This is a genomic window from Streptomyces gobiensis (assembly GCF_021216675.1).
GTDB lineage: Bacteria > Actinomycetota > Actinomycetes > Streptomycetales > Streptomycetaceae > Streptomyces > Streptomyces gobiensis.
In genome coordinates this window covers 1,134,399-1,146,942 of the sequence record NZ_CP086120.1, presented here as the reverse complement: position 1 = coordinate 1,146,942, position 12,544 = coordinate 1,134,399, and the positions used below count along the sequence as shown (strand labels likewise).

Sequence of the window (12,544 nt, the reverse complement as noted above, 5' to 3'; positions counted from 1 at the left end):
GCGCCCATTGGCGCCCCGAAAGGCTCATATGTCGGTTTCACCGTCGCTTCTTCCTCTCTCCCTCATCGTCACCAGGCTTCGGGCCGTCGGCTGTGTCTTCGCAGAGGACGAGGCACGGTTGCTCCTCTCCACGGCACGGACGCCTGACGAGCTCGCTGCCATGGTGGACCGGCGAGTCGCCGGCCTGCCCCTTGAACACGTCCTCGGCTGGGCGGAGTTCTGCGGCCTGCGCATAGCTGTGGACCCGGGGGTCTTCGTACCCCGCCGCCGCACCGAGTTCCTCGTCCGTCAGGCCGCCGCCCTCGCCCGGCCACGCGCTGTCGTCGTCGACCTGTGCTGTGGCTCGGGCGCGGTGGGCGCCGCGCTGGCAGCGGCCCTGGACCGGATCGAGTTGCACGCCGCCGACATCGACCCCGCCGCGGTGCGTTGTGCCCGTCGAAACATCGCCGCCGCCCACGGTCAGGCCTACGAAGGTGACCTCTACCAGCCACTGCCCTCCGCGCTGCGGGGCCGCGTGGACGTCTTGGTCGCCAACGCACCCTACGTACCCACCGAGGCGATCGGCCTGCTTCCCCCAGAAGCCCGCGTCCACGAACCGCGGGCGGCGCTCGACGGTGGCGCGGACGGACTGGATGTCCAACGGCGGGTGACCGCCGCGGCATCGCGGTGGCTGGCCCCGGGCGGCCACCTGCTGATCGAGACGAGCGAGCGCCAGGCACCGCAGACCGTCGCACTCTTCACCCGCAACGGGCTGATCCCGCAGCTGTCCAGCTCCGACGAGCTGGACGCCACCATCGTCATCGGCACCAGGCCCGCCCTCCAGTCCGGACACCGTCCACGGCATCGGAAATGATCTCCCTTGACGCACAGGGTCACTTCTCTGCTGGAGGCGGCTCGCGTCACTGCGTCAGGAGTTCTAGGACGGCGCGCGGCCCCGGGGGGAGATCCTCCTGCCCGACGTACCGCCGTACGCGGCGGGCGCCGCTTCGCGAGAAGGCTGTCCGTCCACAACGGACGACCACATGGCAAAGGCAAGGAGATTCCACTCCTTGCCACTCTTAACTTATAGCGCACCGGGGGGCTTGCGGCAAGACCCGGGTTATAGCGCAGAATCGGCGGCCAAAAGCCAGCACCTGCGGAAATGGGGGTCGTGAAATGCGCGTGTTGTTGACGACGGTGGGATCGCGCGGAGATGTCGAACCACTGGTGGGACTGGCGGTGAGGTTGCGGGAACTCGGCGCGCAGGTGCGGGTGAGCGCGCCGCCGGACGAGGAGTTCGCGGCGCTGCTGGCGCGTGTCGGCGTGCCGCTGGTGCCGCTCGGCCCGACGGTGCGCTCGGTGGTCGCCGGCACGAAGCCACCGACGGCGCAAGACGCGTTCCGGCTCGCTCCCGAGCTGGTCGCCGCGCGGTTCGACACGCTCACCGCGGCGGCCGAGGGATGTGACGCGCTGCTGGCGACCGGCCTGATGCCGGCCGGCGCACGGGACGTGGCCGAGAAACTGGGCATCCGCTACGTGTACGCGTGCTTCCACATCTTCGGACTGCCGTCACGGCATTTCCCTCCGGGGGCGCGGCCGGGCAAGCAGTCCTCGCCGGAGGAGACCGACCTCAAGGTGCTGTGGGAAGAGGACGCCCAGAGGGTGAACGCGTTGTACGGTGAGGCGCTCAACAGCCATCGGGCGGCGATCGGCCTGCCGCCGGTGGACAACGTCCGCGACTACGTCTTCACCGACCAGCCGTGGCTGGCGGCAGACGCGACGCTGTGTCCGTCGCAGGGCATGACGGACCTCGACATCGTGCAGACCGGGGGATGGATCCTGCCCGACGAACGCCCGCTCCCGGAGGGGCTGGAGGCGTTCCTGGACGCGAGCGCACCACCGGTGTACGTGGGCTTCGGCAGCATGGCCTCGTACGTCCCCAAGGACATCGCCCGGGTGGCTATTGAAGCGGTCCGGGCGCAGGGCCGCCGTGTTGTCCTCGCCCGCGGCTGGGCGGACTTGGCCCCGATCGACGACGCCGACGACTGCTTCGTCGTCGGCGAGGTCAACCAGCAGGCACTGTTCCGCCGGGTGGCCGCCGTCGTGCACCACGGCGGCGCAGGCACCACAACGACGGCGGCCCGGGCCGGCGCGCCTCAGCTGGTGGTCCCCCAGATCGCGGACCAGCCCTACTGGGCCGCCCGAGTGGCCGAGCTGGGCATCGGCGCGGCTCACGACGGCCCGACCCCGACCTTCGACTCCCTTTCCGCCGCGCTCACAACGGCCCTCACGCCCGAGACCCGCGCACGAGCGAGGACCGTGGCCGGCACCATCCGCACCGACGGGGCGACGGTGACCGCGAAACTGCTACTCGACGCAGTCAGCCAGGGAAAGCCGCCCGTGTCCGCGTGAACCACACGGAATCGTCGAGCCAGGCACCGACGGGACAGCACCCCGGCTTCCGGGATCATTGTGTTAGGAGTTCTTAGCCGTGGCCCAGGCCCCCGCGAAGCCCTCGCGTCCGGCGTGCGGTCCGGTGTCACGGATGACGCTGAGCCCGTCCGGTTCGCGTGGCTACGAGGCACCAGATCAAGGCATGCACACCCCCGCCCATGCACCACGGGGCAGCGCATGAGCGGGGCTGTTCGTTGTGCTAGCGGGCTGGGACGACGAACCCCCGGACGGCTGGAGTCTGTCCCTGCGCTGCCAGGTATTCCAGCGCATCGGCTGTGATGTCCCGGTGCCCGTCAAAGATCGCCCAGCGCCCAGACGGGAAATCCGGGCTTATAGGTGCTGCGTGCCCTGGCCGTCCGGCATTTCGCAGCAGCTTCTCCACCTTGCGCGCTCGGTCCGCAGTCATGCCCGAGACTGTACCGGCGGTTGCGGGGTGGGCATGGGACGGATTGCGCACTCGGGGGCATGCTGGCAGTTGGCCGCAACAGCAATGCCGCCGTCTGTCGGGGCACGCCATAGCTCGCTGTCTACCTCGAACCCCGCACGGCGAATGGCCTCCGTTGTGCGGTCGAGGATCGCCGGATCGTAGTGCGTCGGGTCATATCCGGGGTGGTGGTGGACGAAGCCCCCGTGGCGCCCGCACAGTGACGCGTACAGCGCTGTGTGCAGGATCAGCGCATGCCAGCCCTCATCCACCACGCGGGAGGGGGCAAGAGGGATCTCCGGGAACTGTGCACCCGCTACGACGAACTTCGCGGCGTCTCCAACGATGCGCCGCGCCATGGGTTCGGCCATGCCCGGATTACTGTCCTTGATCGTGACGAGTACGCGGTGCATCTCCGCCTCTGAGAGTAGATCGGTCATGGTGTTCCTTTCTCTTGTCATCCCGCTCCGATCGGCGGGAAGTTTCAGTGGAGCTTTCCGGCAGCCGCTACGGGATGATCCCGGGCACACGCGCTCTGTATAGCCAGAGCGAGTAAGGGGCCCGCCAAGCGCTTCACTGTCGCCCCTTGACGCGGCAGATCGAGCAGGGGAACGGGCACGGCTTCACGGGCTGTCCACGGGGCACGTGGAGCACGGGGCGGGGGCGCTGCTCATCCTCGCGCGGCTTCAGCCTGCTGCCTGTGCTTCGCTGGTTTGCCTCGCGGACCTTTGGCCAGAGCGCGTCACTCGCCGTCGTCGATCGAAGATCTTCCGGGCGTGCGTCCCATTCCTCACCGCCGCCTACCGGGCGGAGCTGCACATAGAGCGTTCCCAGCGCCATGACGACGCCTACGCGATCGCGGCTGATATCGAGCACTCTTGCGCCCACGTTCGGGTGATCGTTGCTAGGTTTCTCCACTGTCGGCGCTCCCCAGTAGCGTTGGCCAGCCCCAGGGCGTCGCCACGCTGCCGGGGCACCTTGCTTTCTGTTTGAGCCTTGCCGCTCCACGCTGCGCTGTGTGGTGACAAGTGGTGACAGCCATGGTGACTAGATGGTGACTGCGTACGATGGATGCATGAGCAGTCACGGCGAGTTCGGTCGTACAGTCCGCGCGGAGCTGCAAAAGCGCGGGCTAAGTATTCGCGCGGCGTCAAAGGCCATGAACTACAACCACGCTTTTCTGTCGCGCGTCTTGGCAGGGAAACAGGACCCCTCGCCTGAACTCGTGGATTCTCTGGATGCCTTGCTCGACGCTGGCGGGGCGCTGGTCAAGCGGGCAAACCGCGAACATGTCGCTACGAATCCGACGTTGCTGAACGGCGCGTGTGGGGACGACTACGCACACACCATCCGTGAGACGTCCCGAAAACTGATCGAACTCGACAACGACCTAAACGGTTTACCCATCGCTGATGCAGCCGCTAGGGCGTTCAAGACCGTTCACAGGCGGCTCGGCGAATGCGATTACAATTCTAGTCATGAACGCGACATTCGAGCCGCAGCGGCAGAGTTGGCCGAAATCACCGGATGGGCACTCTTCAACGCGGGGAAGTTCGACGCATCCCGAAGGTTCAACCAGGAAGCCCTATTCCTGGCGAAACTGTCGGGCGATCGTTCAACAGAACGGCTGACGCTTCAAAATATGGGGATGCTCGCCGGATGGGTTGGGCGCCACCGTGAGGAACTAGCTATTGCTCGTTCCGTACTTGAGCAGGGACCGTTGGCCCCGAGGGTTGAGGCCATTTTCCGAGCCAGAGAGGCACAGGGGCTAGCAGGGTCAGCAAGTGACGGGGAAGTTACCCGATCCTTCGACCGTGCACGTTCCTTGCTGCAGGAAAGCGCACCGGGCGACTCGCCGAACTGGGCATGGTGGATCAGCGGGAAAGAGATCGACAGGCAGCAAGGGCGGGTACTCCACGAAACCGGGCAGTGGCGGGCGGCGATCCCGGTTCTTCAACGGGCCATGGAGCCCGAAAGCGGCGCACACGTCGGGTACCGAACCATCGCCTCCGTGCGACTACTGGCCTGTCTCCTCGAAATGCACGCTTGGAAGGATGCGGAGGAGGAGGCAGGAAAAATAATCCCTGCTGTTAGTGAGATGTCCTCAGTCGTGACCCTGAATCTTCTGGCAGAGATTTGCCGCAGGGGTGAGGAACTGACCGGGGCACCCTTCAGCCTTCGCGATGCCCTTCGCCGAATCAGCGTTTCGATGAACGAAGATCCTTACGCAATCTAGGGTGTCCCGTAACTGATCTTTGAGTCGTTGCGGGTGGGTCGCTGTTGTCGTGGCCGGGGCCCATCCGGCGAGGGCAAGGTGGTGGGGGCGGGCGATGCCGGGCATGGTGTGATGTAAGCCGTCGTCTTTCAGACGGAAGTCGCGGAGATCTTCATCTCACCCGTGACCAGCAGTTACAGGACACCCCTTAGGTTCCGTTACGGAGGCGCTGGTAACGGCCACTTGTGACCCTTGGTACCCGAATGAGGGCTGGGGTTGGTCTTTGGTAATCCGGAACTGTACATCGAGGCACGGAAGTTGACCGATCTTGACCGATTCGCCCGGGGTGCCGGTGATGTGACTAGAGTGAGCGGGTCATCACGCTTCGCTCACAGAAGTGAAGCGGCCCTCAACGATGCTGAGAACATCGAAGAGGGCCTTCACCGCCAAGGTCGTAGAAGGGACCCTGGGATGCTTCGGCATGTTATCGCGCCTGCGCGCTTCTTTACTCAAGTTCCGAATGAGATCATCCGTCATCCGAGGCTGAACGGTACGGCTGTGCGGATGTTGCAGTGGGCGTTGTCGTTGCCGGAGGGGTCGCGGGAGACGTTCACGAGTATCGGGGAGCAGATGCCGGAGGGGCGGATCGCGATCCGTAAGGCCCGTCAGCAGCTGGTGGATGAGGGCTTCGTTCATACGCGGCAGTGGCAGTGTCCGGAGACCGGGCGGTGGGAGACCCGGGTGCTGGTCTCCAATGTGGCGCTGACGAGTGACGAGGAGATCGCCGCCGCTTTCGCAGGGCAGCCGGGTGGCAGGATCCTGCCAGCCGGTAAGCCAGCGGGCCGGGCTGTCGGCGACTCACCCAAGGGTGTAAACACCCCGGAGAACACTCCCCACCCTCCCGAGCCCGGGCTCGAACTCGGGCGCGCCGCCCGTGTGTTGGCCGCCATCGGGGCGGTTGAGCCCCGGTTGCGGCTTGGGGCGGCCGAGGCCGTGCGGCTGGCGCCGCTGGCTGAGGAGTGGTTCGCACGCGGTGCTGGGGAGGCCGAGATCCGGGATGCGCTGACGGCCGGGCTGCCCCGGCGCGTACACGCCCCCGGGGCGATTGCCGCGTACCGGTTGCGGGCCAAGCTACCCGCGAAGCCTGTGCCTCCGGTGCCGCCGCCTGCCGAGTGCGGGGAATGCCGGGACCCGCTGCCACGGGGCCAGGAGTCGGGGATCTGCGGCCGCTGCGCCGGAGTAGCGCCACCGGAACCGGACCCGGTTCCGGTGGCGCATCCCGGTCCGGCCCTCGTACGGGCCGCCTTTGAGGTCGCACGGGACAGGGCGCGGACGGCCCGCTCGTGCTAACGGTTCGTTTTCGGGGCACCTCCCAGACGGAGTCTGGGGGAGGTAGCTGGGGGAGAGTGCCCACAACACTGTGGGGGTCTGGGGGCGAAGCCCCCGGTTTTCGGGAAGGGGAGGGTTAGGGGAAGGAACTCCGCCCCTACGATGCGGGGCATGGGAAATGAGCAGGTCCGGCGGCGGTGGGAGCGGCGCACGCAGACGCCACTGATGGTGCTGGCGGTGCTCTTCGGGGTGGCCTACGCCATCCCCGTCGTGGCCAGCGACGCCGGACCAGTACTTCGTCAGCTCTGTTTGGGCGTCGAGTGGGCGGTCTGGCTGGCCTTCGGTGTGGATTACGCGGTGCGGCTGACGCTGGCCGAGCGGCGCTGGGCGTTCATCCGCAGCAACCCGCTGTCGCTGCTCGCCGTGCTGCTTCCCATACTCCAGCCGTTGCGGCTGCTGCGGCTGGTCTCCGCCCTGCTGCTGGCCGGACAGCGCGCCCGGATGGCCTCTCAGGTACGGCTCACCACCTATGTCGCGGGCTCCTGCGCCGGTCTGCTGATGTTCGGCTCGTTGGCCGTGCTGGAGGTCGAGCGTGACTCCCCGGACGCCACCATCCAAACCCTCGGCGACGCGGTGTGGTGGTCCTTCACCACCATGACCACGGTCGGCTACGGCGATACCGCGCCGACCACCGGCCCGGGCCGGGTGCTGGCCGTCGGGCTGATGCTCTCGGGCATCGCGCTGCTCGGCACGGTCACCGCGAACATCGCCACCTGGTTCATCGCCCGCTTCGAGCACGACGACGCCGGGGCCGAGCAGCACAGGGCTGCCCTCGCCGAGCTGACCTCGGAGGTCCGGGAGCTGCGCGCACAGGTGGCCCTGCTGTCGGCCGGGCAGCCGGACGGTCACCGCTCCCACACCTTGAAGCCGCGCACCGCGTATGAGGATTCGGGAGCCCACGCTCCCGATGGGTAGGTGTGAAATTCGCCCGTCTCCTCACACACCGCGCTCTGGTAGACCGTGACGGGCCGCCCGGTGCGGTTGGCGAGAGCCACGGCTCCGGCGCTCTCCGGCAGCGTCACACAACTCTCCATGCCGGTGTCCAGCAGCTCGTACGTATACCGCTCTCCGTGAAAGCCGCGGTGCTGCCACAGACACAGCTCCCCGACCGCGCACTCCCCCAGTCGGGGCGCGGCATGGGCCCGTGTGGCGGAAACCGCCAGCAGGATGGCAACTGCCAGGGCAGCAGAGAAGGCAGTAGAAAAGGCAGCAGAGAACTTTCGCATCTGGATCACTCCCCCGTGTCGGTGCGACGCGACGCGATACGCGCAGGACCAGGCTCGACGCCAGACGGCCGGCCTGCCAAGGGCAGACCGGCCGTTTCACCGGGATAGGTGGCCGAGTTGTCCACAACGGCTGGGCCGTCCACAGCTCACACGTGCACCGAAGGCCCCGAAGCGTTCTGCCCCGGCTTGGTGAACAGTGCGACGCCCGCCGCGATCAGCGCGACGATCCCGGCGATGGTGAAGGCGAGCCCCATGCCGGAGATGAACGAGTCATGCACCGCCCTGGTCATGGCCTCGGCCACCGGCTCCGGGGTGCCCTGGGGAGCGGGCGGGGCGATACCGACCTCGGCGGCGCCACGCAGCCGCTCACCGTCCTCGCCCCGTAGCGGCGGCAGCTGTGCCGCGCTCCACTTCTCCGGCAGCGTGCTGCCCACCCGGGAGGCCATCACGGCGCCCAGGACGGCCGTGCCGAGGCTGCCGCCGACCTGCATAGCGGCCTGCTGCAGGCCGCCCGCGACCCCGGCGTGCTCCAGCGGGGCATTGCCGACGATCACCTCGGTGGCACCGACCATCACCGGGGCGAGGCCGAGGCCGAGCAGCGCGAACCACAGCGACATCTCGGCGGTGCCGGTCCCCGGCTCCAGCGAGGACATGCCGAACATCGCGATCGCGGTGAGAACCATCGCGGTGACCAGCGGTATCCGCGGGCCTACCCTGGTGATCACCGCACCGGCCAGCGGCGAGGAAACGATCATCATGGCGGTGAGCGGCAGCAGATGCAGCCCGCTGTCCACCGGGCTCATGCCATGCACGTTCTGCAGATAGAACGTGACGAAGAAGAGCCCGCCCATAAAGCCGAAGGCCATCAGCACCATCAGAACGGTGCCTGCCGACAAGGGCACCGAGCGGAACATGGCAAGCGGGAGCAGCGGTTCGCGCGCCTTGCCCTCCCAGGCCACGAAGAGCAGGAAGCCAATGAGCGCGCAGCCGAGGAAGGCGAGGGTCCTGGTGTCACCCCAGCCCCACTCGGGTGCCTTGATGAGTGCCCAGATCAGACAGAACATCGCACCGGACAGCAGGGCGATACCGAGGAGGTCGAAGGACTTGGCGGCGTTCTCGGCCCGGTGATCGACCAGGATCACCAGTCCCAGCACCAGCGCCAGCAGACCGACGGGGACATTGACGAAGAAGACGGACTGCCAGCTGACATGCTCGACGAGCAGTCCGCCGACGATGGGCCCGGCGGCGGTGGAAGCGCCGATGACCGCGCCCCAGATGCCAATCGCCATATTCAGCTTCGCGGCCGGGAAGGTGGCCCGCAGCAGGCCGAGCGCGGCCGGCATCAGCAGCGCGCCGAAGAGGCCCTGCAGCACCCGGAAGGCGATGACCAGCGTCACGCTGCCGGAGAGGCCGATGGCGGCGGAGGCGGCGGCGAAGCCGACGACACCGATGAGGAAGGTCTGCCGGTGGCCGAAGCGGTCTCCGAGCTTGCCCGCCGTGATCAGGGCGACGGCGAGGGCGAGCAGATAGCCATTGGTGATCCACTGGACGTCGGCGAGCGAAGCGCCAAGGTCCCGCTGGATGGCGGGGTTGGCGACGGCCACGATGGTGCCGTCGAGGGCGACCATCATCACGCCGATGGCGACGGCGACGAGGGTGAGCCAGGGGTGGCCCCGCAGTCCGTTCCGCGAGTCCGGCGTCTGTGGCTCCGGCGCGCTGTCGGCGACCGGGGCGGTCTGAGAACTCATAGCGGTGAGCGTAATGTCAGCCTCTGACAGTTTGCTATTCAATTCTCTGTCAGCGGCTGTCAGATAACTCACAGGTATGGTGAGCAGCACGAACACAGCCAGGAGGTGGCCCCGGTTGGCCGGACTGCGCGAACGCAAGAAGCAGCGCACCCGGGACGCGCTGATCCGCGCGGCGCATGAGCTCTTCGTGTCCCAGGGATACGAACAGACCCCCGTCGATGAGATCGCCGCCGAAGTGGACGTCTCCCAGCGCACCTTCTTCCGCTACTTCGCCAACAAGGAAGAGGCCGCCTTCGCCATCCAGGAGATGGTCCAGGAGCGCTACTTCACCGCCGTTCTGGAACGTCCCGAGCATGAGGCCCCGATGACGGCGCTGCGCGGCGCGCTCGACGATGGCTGGGACACCATCGGCGAGGCCATCCAGGAGGTCGTTCCACTGGAGCTGCATCTGCGGATGTGGCAGGTCATCGAGACCACCCCCGCCCTGGTGGCCGTACATCTGCGGCGTTCCATGGAGCTGGAGGAGCGGCTGTCCGTCGCGATCGCCGAACGGGCGGGCGTGGACGTGAACGCCGATCCACGGCCCCGGGTGCTGGTCGCGGCGTTCTCCGCGGTGATGCGGGTGGCCATGCACCGCTGGGGGCTGAGCGAGGACCTGAGCATCGAGGGAGCCCGGCGGCGCACCCACGAGTATCTGGACCAGCTCGGTCCGGCCCTTGTCGCCGACTGGTACGCGGGCTCCCACGCGGGCTCCTGCGCGCGCTCCGCCGACGACTCCACAAGGTGACCCGTCCTCACGCTTATGGCCGTATAGCGAGTTTTGCCCGCCGTGAAGAGTGAGACGGCTCACGGCTCCAGCACATGCCCGACAGCGTCTCCTATGGTGTGGCTCTAGTGAATTCATTCCCAAACTTCGGTACGCCCCTGCCCGGCACCGCTCTGTCCGAGACTGCTCTGTCCGAGACCGAGCTGACCGGCTCCACCGCCTGGCGCATACTGCTCACCCTCGTGGTGGTGCTCGTGCTGTTGGCGACCACGGGATGGACCGCTGTCCACAGTCAGGGCGAGCCCGGCGCCCGCGCCGCCGCACTGACGGCCTGGCGGGCCGGCTCCATCGCCGGGCGTGAGCTGCCCGCCGCCAACGCCGGGCCACAGGAAATCAGCCGGTTCTTCGGCTCGCTGACCCAGGCCCAGCGAGACCGGCTCGCCAAACGCCATCCCCTGATCGTCGGCAACCTCAACGGCGCCCCGGTACGGCTGCGCTACCGCGCCAACCGCTTCGCGCTGACCGAGGCCATCGGCATTGAGCGGGAACGCAAGGACGACGACCGGCTGACCGAGGCCGGGCAGCAGGACGCGGGCCGCCGGATGAACCGCTACAAGTCGCTGCTGGGGGACGGACGGCAGATCCTCGCCTTCGACCCCTCCGGGCGCGGCCGGGTCGCCGAGGTCTTCGGGGATCTGGTGCGGGCAGAGCGGGTATCGGTCGTGGTTCCCGGCGTCGACACCGAGGTGCTGAACTTCGAGCGGACCACGAAGAAGTACAGCGCCCCGGTCGGTATGGCCCGGTCGCTCCACCGTCAGGAGCGGGCCACCGACCCCACGGTCCGTACCGCCACCATCGCCTGGGCCGACTACACCGCGCCGCGTGGTGTCGGCATGGACGCCGCCACCGGCGACCTCGCCAGGGACGGCGCACAGCGGCTCAACTCCCTGCTCGGCGCGCTGCCCGGGGACTCCTCGGTGGCGCTGATGTGCCACAGCTACGGCTCAGTGGTCTGTGGCATGGCCGGCTCCGACACGCCCGAGCGGGTGACCGACATAGCGGTGACGGGCAGCCCTGGCATGGGGGCCGACAGGGCAGCGGATCTGGGCACCGACGCCCAGGTGTGGGCCATGCGGGCCAAGGGCGACTGGATCGCGGATGTTCCCCATATGCAGCTCGGCGGGCTCGGCCACGGCGCCGACCCGGTGTCCGCGGGCTTCGGCGCCGAGCGGCTGACCACCCATGGCGCCTCCGGACACACCGGCTACTTCGAACCGCACACGCGCAGCCTGGCGAATCTGGCGGCGATCGGAACCGGCGCTTACGGCTCCGCGGAGCGGCAGTAACGCGCGTAGCGCAGCAGAGGGGGACGGGCGGGCAGCCGCCGCATACGATGGGCCGCATGGGTGACGTACTGGCCGGAATTCACTCCACCTGGGAGTTCGACACCGACTCCGTGCTCATCCGCTTCGAACGGGGGATCCGCACACCGAAGCTGTTCCATGTGCTCCGCGAGCGGCGTATTCCGTACGAGGCGCTGAGCGGAGTCGAGCTGACGCCGGGGAGCAGGCGCGGCACCGTGGTGCTGCGTGCGCTGCCACGGCCGGGCGCCGATCCGCTGCTGGAAGCGGCTGACGGGCAGCTCAAGGACCACAGCGACCCCTATCGGCTGGTGCTGCCCGCCGAGCGCGGGACCCTGGCCGACTACTACGCCACCGAGCTGCGCGGCGCGCTCGGCCCGGGCGCGGAGAAACCCGCCGAGCGCCATCTGGTGGCCGCCCCGGCGCCGCCCCTGCAGTTCAAGGCGTACGACGGGAAGGTCGCCTTCGACGGCACATCGGTCAGCTTCCGGTGGTTCTGGACGGGCGCCTCCTCGGCGAAGTGGAAGGCGGGGGACCAGACCTTCCGGGTGAGCGAGCTGGAGGGCGTCGAGTGGCGCTCGCCAGAGGTGTTCAACGGCCATCTGCGGCTGCTGCGGCGCGGCGTCGAGCCCCCGGACGTGCCGGGCGAGGCTGACCAGGATCCTGCCTCGGTCGTCTTCGGGCTGGGCTACGGCCTGGTCCATGAGTCGCTGCCGCTGGCCGCCGCGCTGCTGGAGGCGGTACGGGCCGCCGAGCCGGTCCCGGCCCTGGAGCCGTCGTCGGCGTCCGGCGCGCATCCGGGCCGGGGCCGTACGGGGTCGTCGGTGCGGCCGGGACGCGCTGACCCAGCCGATATCGCCGAGCGCATCCGGCATCTGGGCGAGCTGCATGAGGCCGGGCTGCTCACGGAGGAGGAGTTCTCCGCGAAGAAGGCGGAACTCCTCGCGGAACTCTGAGCCGCGGCCTCTAGGCTGATCATCCG

At 68.2% G+C, this 12,544-nt stretch carries 11 protein-coding genes; 8 read left to right on the top strand and 3 right to left on the bottom strand.

The features are described 5' to 3' along the window. Positions 1-28 precede the first annotated feature (28 nt). Positions 29-853: a putative protein N(5)-glutamine methyltransferase gene (locus tag test1122_RS05295; protein ID WP_232267987.1), complete on the top strand. Its 825-nt coding sequence runs from the start codon at positions 29-31 to the stop codon at positions 851-853. A gap of 302 nt (positions 854-1,155) precedes the next feature. Then, positions 1,156-2,391 carry a glycosyltransferase gene (locus test1122_RS05290; protein WP_232267986.1) on the top strand — a complete coding sequence of 412 codons (1,236 nt, stop codon included), beginning with the start codon at positions 1,156-1,158 and terminating at the stop codon, positions 2,389-2,391. Positions 2,392-2,835: 444 nt separating this feature from the next. Here test1122_RS05290 and test1122_RS05285 read toward each other — a convergent pair whose 3' ends face one another. Beyond that, positions 2,836-3,297, bottom strand: coding sequence for a glycine-rich domain-containing protein (locus test1122_RS05285; protein WP_232267985.1), 462 nt, complete (start codon positions 3,295-3,297; stop codon positions 2,836-2,838). A gap of 635 nt (positions 3,298-3,932) precedes the next feature. On the opposite strand from test1122_RS05285, the gene test1122_RS05280 reads away from it, so the two are divergent. The 3 genes from test1122_RS05280 to test1122_RS05265 all read left to right on the top strand — a co-directional run bounded on the left by test1122_RS05280 (position 3,933) and on the right by test1122_RS05265 (position 7,376). Further along, positions 3,933-5,093 (top strand): helix-turn-helix domain-containing protein, encoded by a 1,161-nt coding sequence (locus tag test1122_RS05280; RefSeq protein WP_232267984.1) that lies wholly within the window; start codon positions 3,933-3,935, stop codon positions 5,091-5,093. Between the two features lie 543 nt (positions 5,094-5,636). Further along, complete coding sequence (locus test1122_RS05270; RefSeq protein ID WP_232271774.1) at positions 5,637-6,422, top strand: hypothetical protein; 786 nt, start codon at positions 5,637-5,639, stop codon at positions 6,420-6,422. Positions 6,423-6,563: 141 nt separating this feature from the next. After that, positions 6,564-7,376: a potassium channel family protein gene (locus test1122_RS05265; protein ID WP_232267983.1), complete on the top strand. Its 813-nt coding sequence runs from the start codon at positions 6,564-6,566 to the stop codon at positions 7,374-7,376. Here test1122_RS05265 and test1122_RS05260 read toward each other — a convergent pair. Next, positions 7,307-7,687, bottom strand: a complete 381-nt coding sequence (locus test1122_RS05260; protein WP_232267982.1) for a peptidase inhibitor family I36 protein — start codon at positions 7,685-7,687, stop codon at positions 7,307-7,309. The genes test1122_RS05265 and test1122_RS05260 overlap by 70 nt on opposite strands. A gap of 146 nt (positions 7,688-7,833) precedes the next feature. Beyond that, on the bottom strand, positions 7,834-9,435 hold the full coding sequence (locus test1122_RS05255) for an MFS transporter (protein WP_232267981.1): 1,602 nt from the start codon (positions 9,433-9,435) through the stop codon (positions 7,834-7,836). Positions 9,436-9,511: 76 nt separating this feature from the next. Here test1122_RS05255 and test1122_RS05250 point away from each other — a divergent pair, with 76 nt between their 5' ends. The 3 genes from test1122_RS05250 (at position 9,512) to test1122_RS05240 (ending at position 12,518) form a co-directional block, all read left to right on the top strand. Beyond that, entirely contained in the window at positions 9,512-10,222 is a 711-nt protein-coding gene (locus test1122_RS05250) for a TetR/AcrR family transcriptional regulator (RefSeq protein ID WP_479685731.1), read from the top strand. Between the two features lie 107 nt (positions 10,223-10,329). Then, a complete protein-coding gene (locus test1122_RS05245) occupies positions 10,330-11,547 on the top strand; it encodes an alpha/beta hydrolase (protein ID WP_422396932.1) in 1,218 nt (405 codons plus the stop codon). 56 nt (positions 11,548-11,603) lie between these two features. Continuing rightward, entirely contained in the window at positions 11,604-12,518 is a 915-nt protein-coding gene (locus test1122_RS05240; RefSeq protein WP_232267979.1) for a DUF4429 domain-containing protein, read from the top strand. The last annotated feature ends 26 nt before the right edge of the window (positions 12,519-12,544 follow it).

What these genes read in the sequence shown, in the direction of transcription:
- test1122_RS05250 (WP_479685731.1), top strand. Translation starts at nt 9,512, where the DNA reads ATGGTGAGCAGCACGAACACAGCCAGGAGGTGGCCCCGGTTGGCCGGA.
- test1122_RS05260 (WP_232267982.1), bottom strand. Translation starts at nt 7,687, where the DNA reads ATGCGAAAGTTCTCTGCTGCCTTTTCTACTGCCTTCTCTGCTGCCCTG.
- test1122_RS05290 (WP_232267986.1), top strand. Translation starts at nt 1,156, where the DNA reads ATGCGCGTGTTGTTGACGACGGTGGGATCGCGCGGAGATGTCGAACCA.
- test1122_RS05285 (WP_232267985.1), bottom strand. Translation starts at nt 3,297, where the DNA reads ATGACCGATCTACTCTCAGAGGCGGAGATGCACCGCGTACTCGTCACG.
- test1122_RS05240 (WP_232267979.1), top strand. Translation starts at nt 11,604, where the DNA reads ATGGGTGACGTACTGGCCGGAATTCACTCCACCTGGGAGTTCGACACC.
- test1122_RS05270 (WP_232271774.1), top strand. Translation starts at nt 5,637, where the DNA reads ATGTTGCAGTGGGCGTTGTCGTTGCCGGAGGGGTCGCGGGAGACGTTC.
- test1122_RS05265 (WP_232267983.1), top strand. Translation starts at nt 6,564, where the DNA reads ATGCGGGGCATGGGAAATGAGCAGGTCCGGCGGCGGTGGGAGCGGCGC.
- test1122_RS05255 (WP_232267981.1), bottom strand. Translation starts at nt 9,435, where the DNA reads ATGAGTTCTCAGACCGCCCCGGTCGCCGACAGCGCGCCGGAGCCACAG.
- test1122_RS05295 (WP_232267987.1), top strand. Translation starts at nt 29, where the DNA reads ATGTCGGTTTCACCGTCGCTTCTTCCTCTCTCCCTCATCGTCACCAGG.
- test1122_RS05280 (WP_232267984.1), top strand. Translation starts at nt 3,933, where the DNA reads ATGAGCAGTCACGGCGAGTTCGGTCGTACAGTCCGCGCGGAGCTGCAA.